General features: G+C 38.1%; 16 protein-coding genes. 11 read left to right on the top strand and 5 right to left on the bottom strand.

The features are described 5' to 3' along the window. Positions 1-23: 23 nt before the first annotated feature. Genes HMPREF1135_RS11110 through HMPREF1135_RS11095 form a run of 4 tightly spaced genes read right to left on the bottom strand, consistent with a single transcriptional unit; the run spans position 24 to position 4,109 of the window. Positions 24-1,076 carry an ABC transporter ATP-binding protein gene (locus HMPREF1135_RS11110; protein ID WP_007595204.1) on the bottom strand — a complete coding sequence of 351 codons (1,053 nt, stop codon included), beginning with the start codon at positions 1,074-1,076 and terminating at the stop codon, positions 24-26. Then, positions 1,061-2,077: an ABC transporter ATP-binding protein gene (locus tag HMPREF1135_RS11105; RefSeq protein WP_007595203.1), complete on the bottom strand. Its 1,017-nt coding sequence runs from the start codon at positions 2,075-2,077 to the stop codon at positions 1,061-1,063. Before HMPREF1135_RS11105 ends, HMPREF1135_RS11110 begins: the two co-directional genes overlap by 16 nt. 12 nt (positions 2,078-2,089) lie before the next feature. Further along, entirely contained in the window at positions 2,090-3,136 is a 1,047-nt protein-coding gene (locus HMPREF1135_RS11100) for an ABC transporter permease (protein ID WP_007595202.1), read from the bottom strand. 55 nt (positions 3,137-3,191) lie between these two features. Next, a complete protein-coding gene (locus HMPREF1135_RS11095) occupies positions 3,192-4,109 on the bottom strand; it encodes an ABC transporter permease (protein WP_007595201.1) in 918 nt (305 codons plus the stop codon). A 438-nt stretch (positions 4,110-4,547) separates the two neighbouring features. Between HMPREF1135_RS11095 and HMPREF1135_RS11090 the strand changes: the two genes are divergently transcribed. The 11 genes from HMPREF1135_RS11090 (at position 4,548) to HMPREF1135_RS11040 (ending at position 15,577) form a co-directional block, all read left to right on the top strand. Next, complete coding sequence (locus HMPREF1135_RS11090; protein ID WP_007595200.1) at positions 4,548-4,859, top strand: hypothetical protein; 312 nt, start codon at positions 4,548-4,550, stop codon at positions 4,857-4,859. A gap of 2 nt (positions 4,860-4,861) precedes the next feature. Continuing rightward, entirely contained in the window at positions 4,862-5,929 is a 1,068-nt protein-coding gene (locus HMPREF1135_RS11085; RefSeq protein ID WP_007595199.1) for a V-type ATPase subunit, read from the top strand. After that, positions 5,926-7,851 carry a V-type ATP synthase subunit I gene (locus HMPREF1135_RS11080; RefSeq protein WP_007595198.1) on the top strand — a complete coding sequence of 642 codons (1,926 nt, stop codon included), beginning with the start codon at positions 5,926-5,928 and terminating at the stop codon, positions 7,849-7,851. Before HMPREF1135_RS11085 ends, HMPREF1135_RS11080 begins: the two co-directional genes overlap by 4 nt. 34 nt (positions 7,852-7,885) lie before the next feature. Further along, complete coding sequence (locus tag HMPREF1135_RS11075; RefSeq protein WP_007595196.1) at positions 7,886-8,311, top strand: ATP synthase subunit C; 426 nt, start codon at positions 7,886-7,888, stop codon at positions 8,309-8,311. Between the two features lie 10 nt (positions 8,312-8,321). Continuing rightward, entirely contained in the window at positions 8,322-8,630 is a 309-nt protein-coding gene (locus HMPREF1135_RS11070; protein WP_007595194.1) for a V-type ATP synthase subunit F, read from the top strand. A 65-nt stretch (positions 8,631-8,695) separates the two neighbouring features. Then, on the top strand, positions 8,696-9,277 hold the full coding sequence (locus HMPREF1135_RS11065) for a V-type ATP synthase subunit E (protein WP_007595192.1): 582 nt from the start codon (positions 8,696-8,698) through the stop codon (positions 9,275-9,277). Beyond that, entirely contained in the window at positions 9,277-11,043 is a 1,767-nt protein-coding gene (locus tag HMPREF1135_RS11060) for a V-type ATP synthase subunit A (RefSeq protein ID WP_007595190.1), read from the top strand. The genes HMPREF1135_RS11065 and HMPREF1135_RS11060 overlap by 1 nt, the downstream gene beginning before the upstream one ends. Before the next feature lie 10 nt (positions 11,044-11,053). After that, a complete protein-coding gene (locus HMPREF1135_RS11055; protein ID WP_007595188.1) occupies positions 11,054-12,481 on the top strand; it encodes a V-type ATP synthase subunit B in 1,428 nt (475 codons plus the stop codon). 2 nt (positions 12,482-12,483) lie between these two features. Next, positions 12,484-13,101, top strand: a complete 618-nt coding sequence (locus HMPREF1135_RS11050; RefSeq protein WP_007595186.1) for a V-type ATP synthase subunit D — start codon at positions 12,484-12,486, stop codon at positions 13,099-13,101. Beyond that, on the top strand, positions 13,101-13,787 hold the full coding sequence (locus HMPREF1135_RS11045) for a TIGR01906 family membrane protein (protein WP_007595184.1): 687 nt from the start codon (positions 13,101-13,103) through the stop codon (positions 13,785-13,787). Before HMPREF1135_RS11050 ends, HMPREF1135_RS11045 begins: the two co-directional genes overlap by 1 nt. Positions 13,788-13,900: 113 nt before the next feature. Beyond that, positions 13,901-15,577 (top strand): alpha-glucosidase, encoded by a 1,677-nt coding sequence (locus HMPREF1135_RS11040; RefSeq protein WP_007595181.1) that lies wholly within the window; start codon positions 13,901-13,903, stop codon positions 15,575-15,577. A 224-nt stretch (positions 15,578-15,801) separates the two neighbouring features. Here the strand turns inward: HMPREF1135_RS11040 and HMPREF1135_RS11035 are convergent, their stop codons facing one another. Beyond that, positions 15,802-16,062, bottom strand: a complete 261-nt coding sequence (locus tag HMPREF1135_RS11035; protein ID WP_007595179.1) for a type II toxin-antitoxin system Phd/YefM family antitoxin — start codon at positions 16,060-16,062, stop codon at positions 15,802-15,804. Between the last annotated feature and the right edge of the window lie 72 nt (positions 16,063-16,134).

Below are 16,134 nucleotides of genomic sequence, written 5' to 3'. Positions count from 1 at the left end.
TCAAAACCAACAGGTTCTAATTTCTAGTTTATCCTCTCAATATTGTGGCAGGCTACAAAATGTCCCTTTTCCACTTCTCTCCACTTCGGAACTTCCATTGCACACTGCTCTGTAGCATATTTACATCTGGTTCTGAAATGGCATCCGCTTGGCGGATTAAGAGGTGAAGGTACTTCTCCCTCAAGTACAATTCTCGATCTTTCTCTTGATACCCTAGGATCTGCTACAGGTATCGCGGAGATAAGACTCTTTGTATATGGATGAAGCGGTCTGAATATAATCTCTCCGGACTCTGCAAGCTCGACCATTCTTCCAAGATACATAACACCTATTCTGTTACTTATATGATTTACAATAGAAAGGTCATGGGCGATAAACAGATAGGTAAGCCCTCTTTCCTTTTGTAAATCCTCAAACATATTTACAACCTGAGCCTGAATGGAAACGTCAAGTGCGGATACAGGCTCATCTGCAACGATAAAGTCGGGATCTACTACAAGCGCTCTTGCAATACCTACTCTTTGTCTCTGTCCTCCTGAGAACTCGTGAGGATATCTGTTGGCATGCTCGGAGTTAAGACCTACAGTCTTTAAAACCTCAATGATTTTATCATGTCTGTCCTGTTTTGAAGCCGCAATCTTATTGATATCGATAGCTTCACCGATAATATCTCCGACCGTCATTCTAGGGTCAAGTGATGCGTAAGGATCCTGGAAAACTATCTGAAGTTTTTTTCTGTAAGGATACATATTTACCGCAGTCTTTTTTCCAAGCTTAGGTACACCGTTTTCGATGATATCGTTACCGTTCTCATCTACAAGAGGTACTTTTCCGCTGTCAAAAAGCACTTGGTCTTTGTATATTATTCTTCCGTCAGTAGGCTCATAGAGTCTAAGTAAAGATCTACCTGTTGTAGTTTTACCACAACCGGACTCTCCTACAAGTCCAAGAGTTTCTCCCTTTTCAATATGGAAAGAAACATCATCCACAGCTCTTACATATTTTTTATTTTTACCAAAACCTCCAACAGGGAAGAATTGTTGTAAATGTTCAACTCTAATTATTTTTTCAGACATACTGATTCTCCCTCTGTATTATTATCTTCTTCCAACTCATTTAACCAACACTGTGAATAATGAGTTTCACTGAAATTCTTAACAGGCGGCATTTCTCTTAAGCATATCTTCATACATGAATCACATCTGGAGGCAAAAGGACAACCCTTCGGCGGATTAAGCATATCCACCGGTGTACCTTCAATAGGTACAAGTCTTTCATAATCAGCCTCATACATCTTAGGAATACTCTTTAAAAGCCCCTTTGTATATTCATGCTTAGGATTGTAAAAAATATCGTCTGTAAGACCGCTCTCTATAATTTTTCCCGCATACATAACCGCTATTCTGTCACAAATATTTGCAACTACACCAAGGTCATGTGTAATCATAATAATTGCCATGCCCAGCTTGTTTTTAAGCTCAATCATAAGCTCTATAATCTGTGCCTGAATAGTAACGTCAAGCGCTGTTGTAGGCTCATCCGCAATCAAAAGCTTAGGCTCGCAGGCAAGCGCCATCGCAATCATAACTCTCTGTCTCATACCTCCGGAGAGCTCATGAGGATATTGCTTAAGTCTCTTATCCGGCTCGTTTATACCTACCAAAGTAAGAAGCTCTCTTGCTCTCTCCCTTGCCTCTTTTTTATTCTTATCTGTATGCAGAAGTATAACTTCCATTATCTGGTTTCCGATAGTATATACCGGGTTCAAGCTTGTCATAGGATCCTGGAAAATGATTGAAACTTCATTTCCACGGATTTTTCTCATTTCTTTTTCACTCATTTCATTGATATGATATCCGTTGAAGTATAAATCTCCACCTATGATCTTTCCCGGATTTGCTATAAGCCCCATAAGAGAATAGCTTGTAACACTCTTTCCGGAGCCTGACTCTCCTACTACTCCCAGCACTTCTCCTTCGTTTACATAGAAGGAAACATCATCTAAGGCTTTCACCTCTCCTGCCGGAGTAAAGAAGGAAAGTCTCTCATGTTCTATATCTACAAGATGTTTACTCATAATTACCTTCCTTTAATTCTTTAGCTTAGGGTCAAATGCATCACGGAGTCCGTCTCCCAAAAGGTTAAGACTAAGTATTATCAAGCTGATAAGTATTGCCGGTGCGAACAAAAGATGTGGATACGACTGCAATCCTGTTATTGCATCGGAAGCAAGTGAACCGAGAGACGGCATAGGAACAGCCACACCAAGTCCCAAAAATGACAAATAACTTTCTGTAAAGATAGCAGAAGGTATTTGCAATGTAGTTGTAACAATCAATGTACCGATAGTATTTGTAAGCAAGTGTTTTCTGATAATCTGACCGCTCTTTGCACCAAGCGCTCTTGCAGCTGTAACATACTCCTGCTCTTTTAATACAAGTATCTGTCCACGGACAATTCTTGCCATACCTACCCAGTAAAGAAGGGCAAAAACTATAAATATACTTATAAGGTTTATACCCAGAACATTGATCCAAGCAAATCCCGGTGCGGACGCCAAAAGCTTCATCGGCTTCTTAAGCGCAAATGTAAGAAGTATTATAAGTAATATATCAGGAACTGTATATATTATATCTACAATTCTCATCATTATAAGGTCAACCCATCCACCGGTAAATGCCGCAACGGAACCGTAAATCGAACCGATTATAAGCACGATAAATGATGCCAAAAGTCCTACTATAAGTGAAATTCTGGCTCCCATCATTACTCTTATGGCATAGTCTCTTCCAAGACTGTCAGTTCCGAGTATATGTGGAAATACCTTTTCTCCTGCGGCAATTCTTGCAAGTTCTCCTGCAGAATACTGCATAGGCATAAGTCTCTCACTACCCTTTAACTGTATTGCGTAGTTATATGGGTAAAATATCGGCACTATAAATGCAAGTATCAATATGACAAAAAATACTGCCAAAGATGCAAGTGCCACTTTATTCTTTAAAAGTCTTCGAAATCCGTCCTGCCAGAAGCTGACACTCTGACGCATCACTACCAGACTTTCTTTTTCTTCTTTGCTGGCGGGCAAAAAATCTTCAGGCGATAAATTTAAATGCCCTGAAATAATATGTTTGCTCATTATATATAGGGATGCCACAAAATACTTGTGACAACCTTCTCCTTTCTTATAGGCTTTACTTAAGTTTTATTCTAGGATCTACGATAGTATATGCAATATCTACCACTACATTCATAAAAATAATAAGAGTTGCCAGGAATATGGTGGTTCCCATGATAACTGTATAGTCCTGATTTATAACAGAACTTACAAATTCACCTCCAAGTCCCGGAATGGTGAATATCTTCTCTACAACAAAGCTTCCTACAAGTGTATATGCTACAAGCGGACCCATATATGTAATGATAGGCAAAATAGCATTTCTGAGTGCATGCTTAAACAAAATAACATTCTCTGAAAGACCCTTTGCTCTTGCTGTTCTCATATAGTCCTGTCCAAGTACGTCAAGCATTGAAGATCTCATCTGTCTTGCAATATAAGCTGTAGGATAAAACGAAAGTGCCAGTACCGGCATGATGTAGTTTAACGGTGATGTAAGACCATATGTAGGCAAAAGTTCAAGCTTTACGCCTAAAAAGTACATTAGAATAGTACAAACAACGAAACTCGGTACCGCTATTCCCAAAGTTGCAAACATTATAATAAGTCTGTCAAGTACCTTTCCTCTGTTAAGTGCGGCAATGGAACCCAAAGGCACTCCGAATATTAATGCAAGGACTATAGATATTCCACCTACTCTGGCAGAAACAGGAAATTTTGTGGATATTATCTGAGCTACATCTCTTCCCCTTTGCTTTATACTTATTCCAAAATCACCTTTCAATGCATTTTTAAAATAATTGATATACTGCACTGTAATAGGCTTATCAAGGCCATATTTTACCTCCAATGCTTTTTGAGCCGCTTTTGAAATTGACTTATCCGCAGCGAAAGGTCCACCCGGAACTTGCTGCATAAGGAAAAAAGTCAAGGTTGATACGATGAATATTGTTGCTATTCCGAATATCAACCTTTTGATAATATACTTTAACACGATTTCCTCTCCTTTACTTTTTATTTTTTCTATAAGTTATTAAAGTATTTTGCCAATATTTTATGCTTTTAGATATTTTCACATAGAAATAAAAGCTTGTACAAAAAATAGTAGGCAAGCACCGTTGCTAAATATTGCCTACTTCCTGCACAATTATACACTATTCTATTATCTTTTTCAAGACTCTGTTCGTATAGCGTGCACTTATGTTTGTCGATAAAATACATGATATTTTTTTTGTAATTTTAGCTTTATATTTCTTTATATTTTTTTATCTTCTTTATGCAATATATCCCTTTACTTTTTTCAAAAAAGGTATATGATATTTAGACAAATGTGTTTCTTCCTATTAAATGTACCACATAAGTAGACTGAAATATATTTGAGTGGTTTGCCTTACATGGTATATCACATAATACTATTTACTAAGGAGGTTTTATGGATGATATAATAAGCAGGCTTTCTGAAATAGAAGACTCATCTCAAGCTTACGTTGATGATGCCGTTCAAAAGAAAAAGGAAATCGCTGCTGAGATTAACGCCAGGAAAGAGCTTTGGAAGCAAGATCTTGATGCTAAGACAAAGGCAAGAATTGCCGAGTTGCAGAAATCTATGAATTTGTCTAAAGAAAAAAAGATTTCAGAACTCAAACAACAGTCTGAGAAGGCCTTTAGGAATCTGCAAGACATGTATGACACTCACCATGATAAATATGTGGATATGCTATTCTCAAATATGATTAAGGAGTAGCCATGGGAAATTTATTTAAATACTCTTCCCTTACCACTAAAATTCGTTCGATGTCAAGTGATTTAATAAGTATTGACGGTTTCAAATCATTATGTGAATGTGAAACCATCACTGATGCAATGAATGAGCTTATGCATTATAAATACTACCGTGATGCATTTAAAAAAGTCGACATCAATACATTACATCGTGAGGATATCGAGCAAATATTATTGTTAAGTAGTCTGGAAGAGTTTTCAAGACTCTGCAAATTCAACTCGGGTACTCCAAGAAAATATCTGAATTTAGTATCTATGTACAATACGATCTATGTCTTAAAGCGTATACTGCGAGACATTCTCAGTCATAGACCGACATCTTTGGATTTAAAATCATATTCCAAGTATATGGGTACAAAAACAAATCTGAACATCGATGAGCTTATATCTGCACAAGATGTATCACAATTCGTTGATTCACTGAAAAATACGGAATATTATGATTGTACAAATCAGGTATTGTCTACCGGAAGTACCAATATATTTGACTATGCACTTGCTCTTGACTCTTATTATTTTGAGATTTGCTTCAAATTTGCGCAAAAAGAGCTTAAAGGTGATGAAAGCAAAGAAGTACTCTCAATCCTTGGAACAAGATGTGATTTCCTTAATATGCAATGGATATACAGAACCAAGAAGTATTATAAAGTAAGTAATACAAGGGTATATGCCACTCTCATCCCACATTATTACAAGATAAGCGTAGATGAAATAAAGCAAATGGTTGAGGCCCAAAATCTTGATGAGTTTTTTGTAATATTTGACAATTCATACTATGGGAAATTGTCTGCAAAGCTTTTCAAGTACAAACCCGGACTGGAAGAATTTTATATGAGGACATTGGAATATCTGTATAATAAACATAAGAAGGATAATCCGTATTCTTTGGCAAGCCTCAGCTACTATCTGTATTCCAGGGAACTTGAGATAAGCAGAGTTATAGAGATAATAGAATCCATAAGATATTCGCTTCCTCCGGAAGATATTGTCTCTAATATTTTAAAACTTGAAACAAGGAGGTCTTTCGCATGATTGAGAGAATGGAATTCTTGAATATCACAGGCCCGAAAGACGATATTGACAGAATCATAGAAACTTATATCAGTAAGTATGATTTTCAGTTGGAAAATGCTCTTTCAGAGCTGAAAAATGTCAAAGAATTGCATGCCTTCAATGAAAGCAATCCTTATAAGGACATCTTGGCAAGATCGCAGGAACTGAAAGAATACTTTAAAGATACCGGTTTACACACGAATCGTCACATGAGTATCGAGGAGGCCGACAAAATAACCCGGAGTATTTCAGATAAGGTCTATTCTTTATCACAAAAAAAGAGTGAACTTGAATCGGAACTTGCGGGATACGAGGAAAAGCTTAAAAATGTCCACTATTTTATAGGACTGGATTATGACACCGAAAAGATTCTGCACTTTAAGTATGTAAACTTCAGATTCGGTTCCATGCCGACGGAATATTACGAAAAGTTTATGACTTTTGTGTATGAAAGTATTGACACTATTTTTTACAAGGCAAGAGAAATAGATGATAAGGTCTGGGGTGTGTATTTTGTACCGGATGCCATTTCGGAGCAAATAGACGCTATATATGCTTCAATGCATTTTGAAAGATTTTTCCTGCCTGATGAGTACCATGGTACACCTGAATATTCAAGTGCCAAGCTTCAGGAAAAAATTAAAGAGTTACAGGATAATATACTTAATATCGACAATAAGATACTAAGTGTACTTGAAAACAGCCGTGAAGATTTTCTTTTGGCAAATCAGGTACTTTATAGATTCAACAAGGTATTTGAAGTCAGAAAGTATGCGGCAGCCACCAGAGATAACAGAAAAGATAAGAAAGTCTTCTATATCATATGCGGATGGCTTAAAAAAGATGATGCCGAAAAACTGGCAAAAGAACTTGAAAATGAGCCGAGTACTTTCTGCCTTGCGGAAAGAAACTTATCAAAAATAAGCAGTACTCCGCCTATAAAGTTAAAGAACAATGCCCTTTTCAAACCTTATGAAATGTTTGTTGAAATGTACGGCTTGCCGAATTATAAGGAATTTGATCCTACAATACTTATAGCTCTGACATATTCCGTTTTATTCGGTTTTATGTTCGGAGATGTCGGACAGGGTCTTGTGCTTTTAATCCTCGGAAGTATTATAGCCCATAAGAAGAAATCAAGGCTTGCGGCAATTATTGCCAGATGCGGATTCTTCTCTACAATATTCGGATTCTTATTCGGTTCAATATTCGGATTTGAAGATATAATAAGCCCTATTTGGGTAAGACCTGCAAAAGCAATGACTGCACTTCCCGTTATCGGAAATTTAAATACAGTCTTTGTGGTAACAATAACTCTGGGTATGTTCATAATAATACTTATGATGATCTTAAGTATTTTGACAAAGCTTAGGTTTAATGAACCGGGTGAAGCATTATTTGATGCAAACGGTGTTGCAGGACTTGTATTTTATGCATCGGCACTTATTACCATAATACTTTTTATGACAGGTAATCATATGCCGGCGGCAATTGTGCTGTTTATAATGTTTGTACTTCCTTTAATTTTAATTTTCTTAAAAGAGCCTTTATCGGCTGTATTGGAAAGGAAAAAGATACATCTCGAAGGAGGTGTAGGCATGTTTATCCTGCAGGGATTCTTTGAGCTTTTTGAAGTGCTTTTAAGCTACTTTTCAAACTCTCTTTCCTTTGTCAGAGTGGGTGCATTTGCAGTCAGCCATGCGGCAATGATGGAAGTAGTACTTATGCTTTCAGGTGTTGAAAGCGGCAATATCAACTGGATAGTTGTTGTCCTCGGTAATATCTTTGTAATGGGTATGGAAGGTTTAATTGTAGGTATACAGGTATTACGTCTTGAGTATTATGAGTTGTTCTCAAGATTTTATACAGGAGACGGAAGAGAATTTAAACCTTATTCATAGTAAATAATTTTTATGTTTTAGTTAGGAGAAAAAAATGAATACATTAGTAAAAGTAACACTTGCAGCAGCCCTTATTTTAAGTATCGCAGTTCCTTATATCGCATTTATGATAGGTGAAAAGACAAAGGGTCGTTATAAAAAAGCCCTTGCAGGAAATGTTGTTATGTTCTTCGGTGTTATGGCAATTACATGCGTATTTTTCTTATCTGGAAATGCTTACGCGGCTTCTGAAACAGCAGCTTCATCAGCTACAGGTTTAGGATATCTCTCAGCAGCTCTTTCAGTAGGTCTTGCATGTATCGGTGGCGGTATCGCCGTATCTGCAGCAGCTTCAGCAGCACTTGGTGCTATTAGTGAGGACGGTTCAATCCTTGGTAAGTCACTTATCTTCGTAGGTCTTGCAGAGGGTGTTTGTCTTTACGGACTTGTAGTTGCATTCATGATTCTTGGTCGTTTATAAAGGCGATTTTATGAAAATGTATCTTATAAGTGATAATGTGGATACTCTTACAGGTATGAGGCTTGCAGGGGTGGAAGGAGTGGTGGTTCATGAAAAGCATGAACTTGCAAATGCCCTTGATTTTGTTATAAAGAGCAAAGATATCGGCATTGTGCTTCTCACGGAAAAGTTTTCAAAGGATTATCCCGAGCTTGTAAATAAATATAAGATGGAATCACATATACCACTCTTTATTGATATACCGGATCGACATGGTACCGGAAGATCCGAAAACTTCATTACAGACTATGTAAATGAGGCTATCGGCTTGAAACTGTAACAGTTTGCATGATTACAATCTTGCAAAATGAACTTTAGATTAAGATTAAAAAGGTAGGTATTATCTTGACAATAGAAGAAAAACTACAGCATTTTAAAGAGGCTTGCACTGCTGATGCCATTGCCGCCGCTGAAAAAATACTTTCAGATTATAAAAATGCTTTAGAGAAGGACTTTTTAGACTACCAAAACAGTGAGACGAGACTTGCTGATATGGAAGTCAAAACTGAAACCACAAGGATTGACAAAGAGATGAACAAAGAGCTCGCTCTTGAACAGATAAAACTACGAATGGAGCTTGGCAAAAAGGCTGCCGAGCTCAAGGAAAAGATTTTTGCACAGCTTGAGGAAAGACTCGCAAAGTATCAGGAAACTCCCGAATATATAGCTTTGATAGATTCACAAATTGAAAGAGCATTGAAATTTGCGGGAAATGATGAGGTGAAAATATACATAGACCCTAATGATGAATCTCTCGCACATGATCTTTCCGTAAAGCATGATATTGATATAGCCATCAGTAAATATCCTTTTCATGGCGGTATGAGAGCCGTTATACCGGCAAAAAATATTCTGATTGACAATTCTTTTGAAAAAAAGATTTCAGAAGCAAAGGAAAAATTTGATGTAGATATGGAGGTACTATAATGGCAGCTACAGGTATTATATTTGCAATAAACGGACCTATAGTGAAGACATCAAATGATTCCGGTTTTGAAATGCATGAGATGGTATATGTAGGAGAAGAAAATCTTGTAGGCGAGGTGATCGGACTTACTTCCGATGCAACCGTCATAGAAGTTTACGAGGAAACCGGCGGAATTAAGCCCGGTGAAATTGTAACAGGTACAGGTGCTCCCGTTTCCGTAACTCTTGCACCGGGTATCCTTAACAATATCTTTGACGGTATTGAAAGGCCTTTAAGTGAGATAGCAAAGGTTGACGGAACCTATATTTCCAGAGGTGTAAGTGTGGATTCACTTGATACAAAGAAACTTTGGAAAACACATATAACCGTAAAACCGGGACAGGCTATAGACGGCGGAACCATAATTGCCGAGGTGCCTGAAACACCGGCAATATTACATAGAGTAATGCTCTCTCCAAACCTTAAGGGTTATGTTTTGGATGTGGTTGAAGACGGTGAGTATACGATAAATGACAAGATTCTCACTTTACAGCTTGAAGACGGCAGTGAGATTCCGATCACCATGACACAGCACTGGCCTATTCGTGTTCCGAGACCTATAAAGAAGAGATTCCCGGCAAGCGTTCCGCTTATTACCGGTCAGAGAATTCTTGATACCCTCTTCCCTCTTGCAAAGGGAGGTACTGCAGCTGTTCCGGGCGGTTTCGGTACAGGTAAGACTATGACACAGCACCAGATTGCAAAATGGTCCGATGCAAATATTATTATTTATATCGGTTGCGGTGAGCGTGGAAATGAGATGACTCAGGTTCTTGAGGAGTTCTCCGAGCTTATCGATCCTAAGACCGGCAATCCTTTGATGGACAGAACAACTCTTATCGCAAACACTTCAAATATGCCGGTTGCCGCCAGAGAGGCATCTCTTTATTCAGGGCTGACACTTGCAGAATATTACCGTGATATGGGTTATGATGTTGCAATCATGGCGGACTCAACATCAAGATGGGCTGAGGCTCTTCGTGAGATCTCAGGACGACTTGAGGAAATGCCTGCCGAGGAAGGTTTCCCGGCATATCTGGCTTCCAGACTTTCAGCATTCTATGAGAGAGCCGGCATGATGCAAAACTTAAACGGAAGTGAAGGCTCGGTATCAATTATCGGTGCGGTATCTCCACAGGGTGGTGATTTCTCTGAGCCTGTAACACAAAATACAAAGAGATTTGTACGCTGTTTCTGGGGACTTGATAAGAGACTTGCATATGCAAGACATTTCCCTGCTATACAGTGGCTTGACAGCTATTCGGAATACCTGACAGATCTTGCGCCTTGGTATGCGGAGCATGTAGATAAGAACTTTGTAGAATACAGAAACAGGCTTGTATATATACTCAATCAGGAAGCATCTCTGATGGAAATAGTAAAACTTATCGGTGCGGATGTTTTGCCTGACGATCAGAAACTTGTACTTGATATAGCTAAGGTTATAAGAGTAGGTTTCCTTCAGCAAAACGCCTTCCACAAGGATGATACTTGTGTTCCTCTGATAAAGCAGTACAAAATGATGGATGTTATACTCTATCTCTATCAGAAATCAAAAGCGCTTGTTCATCAGGGCATGCCTATGAGTGTTTTGCATCAGGACAGTATCTGGGACAAAGTTTCTTCCATAAAGTATGATGTTCCTAATGATAAGCTTGAGATGTTGGATCAATACAAAAAAGATATTGACACATTCTACGAAAAAGTACTTGAAAAGAATGCATAGGAGGTAAAACATGTCAATAGAATACCTTGGACTTAGTTCCATAAACGGACCACTGGTAGTTCTTGAGGGTGTCAAGGGTGCTGCCTATGATGAGATTGTAGAAATGACCGTAAACGGTAAGGAAAGACGTCTTGGCAGAATCATTGAAATAAACGGTGACAAAGCGGTAATACAGGTTTTTGAAGGAACCGACGGTATGGCACTTAGAAATACACATACCAAACTTACAGGAAAGCCTATGGAAATAGGCGTTTCCGAGGCAATGTTCGGAAGAACTTTCAACGGTATCGGAGAACCTATCGACGGACTTGGAAGTGTAGAGGCGGAAAAGACCATAGATGTAAACGGAAAACCTTTAAATCCCGTCACAAGGGAATATCCGAGAAACTATATCAGAACCGGTATTTCCGCTATCGACGGACTTATGACACTTATCAGAGGTCAGAAGTTACCTATTTTCTCAGGAAACGGCCTTCCACATGATGAACTTGCGGCACAGCTTGTTCGCCAATCTTCTTTGGGTGACAGCAACAATGATGATGAGAAGTTTGCGGTTGTATTTGCGGCTATGGGTGTAAAGCATGATGTGGCTGATTTCTTCCAGAGAACATTTGCAGAGAGCGGTGTTAGTGACCATGTTATCACATTCATCAATCTTGCAAACGATCCTGTGGTTGAAAGACTTATTACTCCGAAGGTGGCTCTTACCGTTGCCGAGTATCTTGCTTTTGAAAAGGGCATGCATATACTTGTAATACTTACTGATATGACTTCTTTTGCGGAGGCAATGCGTGAGGTTTCATCTTCAAAGGGTGAGATTCCTTCAAGAAAAGGTTTCCCCGGATATCTTTATTCAGAGCTTGCTACTATATATGAGAGAGCAGGTATTGTAAAAGGTGTGAACGGTTCCGTTACACAGATTCCGATACTTACCATGCCGAATGATGATATCACTCACCCGATTCCCGATCTTACAGGATATATAACCGAGGGCCAGATAGTTCTGGACAGAGACCTAAACGGTCAGTCAATCTATCCTCCTATCTCAGTACTTCCTTCTCTTTCAAGACTTATGAAGGACGGTATTGGTGAAGGCTTTACAAGAGCGGACCATCAGGATGTGGCAAATCAGCTCTTCTCTTCCTACTCTAAAGTAGGTGATGCCAGAGCGCTTGCATCAGTTATCGGTGAGGATGAATTGTCCGATACAGATAAACAATACCTTATATTCGGTAGAGCCTTTGAGAAGATGTTTATCGGTCAGTCTGTTAATGATAACAGAACAATATTTGATACTTTGGAAATCGGTTGGAAACTTCTCGGTCTGATGCCAAGAGGCGAGCTTGACAGAATAGATACAAAGGTACTTGATCAGTATTATAAGCCGACAGTACTTGATGCAAACGGTGATATAGTTCCTGCTGCAGTAGAGGATTAATTATGAATATTAATACATTCCCGACAAAGGGTAACTTGATAGCCTCAAAAAACTCTCTGGCACTGGCAAGACAGGGCTATGGCTTGATGGATAAGAAGAGAAATATTCTTATCCGCGAGCTTATGGGATTGATTGATGAGGCTAAGGAAATCCAAAAACAAATAGATACTACCTTTGGTGCCGCTTACAAGGCACTGATGTATGCAAATATCGAATTGGGTATCGACTTCGTATCGGATATCGCAGGTTCGGTGCCTGTTGAAGACAGTATACAGATAAAGACCAGGTCGGTAATGGGTACTGAAATACCTCTTGTAAGATTTGATGATTCTCCCATGGAGCCTACATATGCTTATTACGCTACAAGAGAATCACTTGATAAAGCCAGAGAATGCTTCAATGAAGTAAAAAGACTTACTGTAAGACTTTCCATGATAGAAAATTCCGCTTATCGTCTGGCGAGAAATATTAAAAAGACTCAAAAAAGAGCCAATGCCTTAAAGAATATCACTATTCCAACCTATGAAAATCTCACAAAGAATATCACGAATGCTTTGGAAGAAAAGGATCGTGAGGAATTCACCAGGTTGAAGGTTATAAAGTCTTGGAAGGATGCATAATGAAAATACTTAGATTCTTTTTAGGAATTATTTTAAGCTTTTCACTGATGTTTATCGTGCTGGTTACATCCATCGAAATTGCGGCATATTCAGATTTTTCATTTTATGAAAAAGAATATAAGAAATATGCCGTAACAAATTATGTGGATATTTCAATGTCCGATCTTATGAATGTGACAAAGGATATGATGAGCTATCTAAAAGGTGACAGAGAAAAGCTCTCCGATATAAAGGCAAATATCGCAGGAATCCCCGACACGGCTTTCTTTAATGATAGAGAGGTTGCGCATATGGAGGACGTACGAGGTCTTTTTGTTGGAGCTGTTTATCTTCGATATATACTTATAGTGGTCAGTATTCTTTGCATTATAGCGGTAAAATTATTAAGGGGTAAAGTATTTTGCTTTCTGTCAAATGTACTTATATTCGGCACTTTAATTACTCTGGCCATAACCGCAGTTTTGGTATTTCTTATTTCCGGAGATTTTGAGAAATATTTTATAATATTCCACCATATCTTTTTTAACAATGATTTGTGGATGCTTGACCCGGCTACCGACAATTTGATAAATATAGTGCCACAGGGCTTCTTTATGGATATGTCTGAAAGAATTATGATAGTATTTTTCGCTTTTATCCTGTCTATGATAGGTAGCGGTGTGGTTTTAAAGAAAATTTTTAAATAATTTTTTAGAATAAGGTGTATGTAGCTTACTCACACCTTATTTTTATATTTGCATATAATTTGATATTGTGATAAATTATGACTTTAGAAAAATATTTTCTTAGGAGGTTATTTATGAAGAAAAAATGGTGGCATGGTAAAGTTGCTTATCAAATATATCCAAAAAGTTTTAATGATACTACAGGAAGCGGTATAGGTGACCTGAGAGGTATTACAGAAAAACTTGACTATTTAAAAGATCTCGGAGTTGACATAATATGGTTGTCTCCTTGTTACTGCTCTCCTTTTGCGGATCAGGGCTATGATATTTCAGACTATTACAATATAGATCCCGTATTCGGAAATATGGACGATATGGACGAACTTTTGGCAGAAGCTAAAAAAAGAGATATGTACATACTTATGGACCTTGTAGTAAATCACTGCTCAGACGAGCATGAGTGGTTTAAAAAAGCTATGGAAGATCCTGACGGTGAATATGGAAAGTATTTCTATATCGAAGAAGGTAAGGACGGCAAAGAACCTAACAACTGGCGTTCTTACTTTGGTGGAAGCGCATGGGAGAAGATACCGGGTACAAACAAATACTATCTTCACCTCTTCCATAAAAAGCAACCTGATCTAAACTGGGAAAACAAAAAAGTTCGTGAAGAAATATATACAATGATAAACTGGTGGCTTGAAAGAGGACTTGCAGGCTTTAGAATTGATGCCATTATAAATATAAAGAAGGCTCTACCTATAATTGACTATTGCTACCCACCCGATAGAGAAGACGGCTTTGTGGAGACACATAGAATGCTCAAGGACGCTATAGGTGTGGGTGACTTTCTTACAGAACTTAAAAACGAGACATTTGCTAAGCATGACGCTTTCACAGTCGGTGAAGTATTTGACGAGCGTGAAGAGGATATCCCGCTTTTCATCGGTGATGACGGGTATTTTTCAAGTATGTTTGACTTCAATGAGACAATATTCGGAAAGAGTAAAAACGGTTGGTATGACTGCAAGCCTATCACCCCTGATGACTATAAGAGATGCTGCTTTGAGACTCAGGAAAAGATCGGTGATATCGGAATGATTTCCACCATTATAGAAAACCATGACGAGCCAAGAGGTGTGAGCCACTATATCCCTGCAGACGAGCTTAGCGAAACCGCAAAGAAGTTCCTCGGTACAATGCAGTTTATGCTTCGTGGACTTCCGTTTATCTATCAAGGCCAGGAAATAGGTATGGAGAATGTAAACTTCACCTCTATGGACCAGATAGATGATATATCAACCCGTGACCAGTATAAAGTAGCAATAGAAGCCGGACTTTCTCCCGAAGAGGCATTTGCAGCCGTAAAGCATTACAGCCGTGACAACAGCCGCACTCCTTTCCAGTGGGATGACAGCAAAAATGCCGGATTTACCACAGGCACACCATGGCTTATGGTAAGCCCCGACTATAAGAGAATCAATGCGGCATCACAAATAAATGATCCTAATTCGCTTCTCTCACACTACAAAAAGCTCACCGCTCTCAGAAAAGACCCTGAGTATACTGAGACTGTAGTATATGGTAAGACCGTGCCATATCTCCCTGAGGTAGAGAAGCTTATGGCATTTAAGAGAGTTACAGACAATCAAACCTTGCTTGTACTCGGCAACTTCGGGATCAAGCCACAAACTGTAAAACTTCCTTCAAAATGTAAAAAGGTTGTTTTAAACAATGTGGAAAATGTTGATTTTGTTTCAGATACCGAGATAAGGCTTGAAGGATACCAGGCTTTGATTATTGAGATTTAAAAATATTAAAAAGAACCTGTCGGAATAAACGCCTCCCGACAGGTTCTTTTTTAATGCTAAAAAATATCTTTTTTCCAAAAGAGTCTTATTTTATTTTCATAATTTTCTAAAGTATGAAAAATTCCTAATATATAGACATTTTTATCAACGATCTTATATATGATTACATAATCCATTCCCGTGACCTTGGCTTCATGATACTCGAACGATTTCATAAAATAATATTATAAATCATACTTATTCCTCACTGTATTAAGAGCCTCTCTTGCATCACGTACTTTTCCCTCTTTGATTTGCTGTTCTGAGTTTATAAGACTTTGATACATATTCATCTTATTGGATATTCCTTCAAAGGTATCAATACTCATAATTACCATATCACCATATCCGTTTTTTGTTATAAAAACAGGTTCTGATGTACTATGGCATAAATCTGAAATCTCTGAAGTGTTTTTCAAATCTTTAATAGGAATAATTTGTGGCATAATCTTCACCCCCTTTTTTAATATTATGAGGTATATTATACCATAATTATATGATAATTAGTAGTATTAAAT

It is taken from the genome of Lachnoanaerobaculum sp. OBRC5-5, assembly GCF_000296385.1.
Classification (GTDB): Bacteria; Bacillota; Clostridia; order Lachnospirales; family Lachnospiraceae; genus Lachnoanaerobaculum.
This window is presented reverse-complemented; position numbering and strand designations above follow the sequence as displayed.

Coding starts and splice junctions, on each gene's coding strand:
- HMPREF1135_RS11055 (WP_007595188.1), top strand. CDS start 11,054: ATGTCAATAGAATACCTTGGACTTAGTTCCATAAACGGACCACTGGTA.
- HMPREF1135_RS11080 (WP_007595198.1), top strand. CDS start 5,926: ATGATTGAGAGAATGGAATTCTTGAATATCACAGGCCCGAAAGACGAT.
- HMPREF1135_RS11035 (WP_007595179.1), bottom strand. CDS start 16,062: ATGCCACAAATTATTCCTATTAAAGATTTGAAAAACACTTCAGAGATT.
- HMPREF1135_RS11070 (WP_007595194.1), top strand. CDS start 8,322: ATGAAAATGTATCTTATAAGTGATAATGTGGATACTCTTACAGGTATG.
- HMPREF1135_RS11110 (WP_007595204.1), bottom strand. CDS start 1,076: ATGTCTGAAAAAATAATTAGAGTTGAACATTTACAACAATTCTTCCCT.
- HMPREF1135_RS11085 (WP_007595199.1), top strand. CDS start 4,862: ATGGGAAATTTATTTAAATACTCTTCCCTTACCACTAAAATTCGTTCG.
- HMPREF1135_RS11040 (WP_007595181.1), top strand. CDS start 13,901: ATGAAGAAAAAATGGTGGCATGGTAAAGTTGCTTATCAAATATATCCA.
- HMPREF1135_RS11090 (WP_007595200.1), top strand. CDS start 4,548: ATGGATGATATAATAAGCAGGCTTTCTGAAATAGAAGACTCATCTCAA.
- HMPREF1135_RS11045 (WP_007595184.1), top strand. CDS start 13,101: ATGAAAATACTTAGATTCTTTTTAGGAATTATTTTAAGCTTTTCACTG.
- HMPREF1135_RS11100 (WP_007595202.1), bottom strand. CDS start 3,136: ATGAGCAAACATATTATTTCAGGGCATTTAAATTTATCGCCTGAAGAT.
- HMPREF1135_RS11060 (WP_007595190.1), top strand. CDS start 9,277: ATGGCAGCTACAGGTATTATATTTGCAATAAACGGACCTATAGTGAAG.
- HMPREF1135_RS11105 (WP_007595203.1), bottom strand. CDS start 2,077: ATGAGTAAACATCTTGTAGATATAGAACATGAGAGACTTTCCTTCTTT.
- HMPREF1135_RS11075 (WP_007595196.1), top strand. CDS start 7,886: ATGAATACATTAGTAAAAGTAACACTTGCAGCAGCCCTTATTTTAAGT.
- HMPREF1135_RS11050 (WP_007595186.1), top strand. CDS start 12,484: ATGAATATTAATACATTCCCGACAAAGGGTAACTTGATAGCCTCAAAA.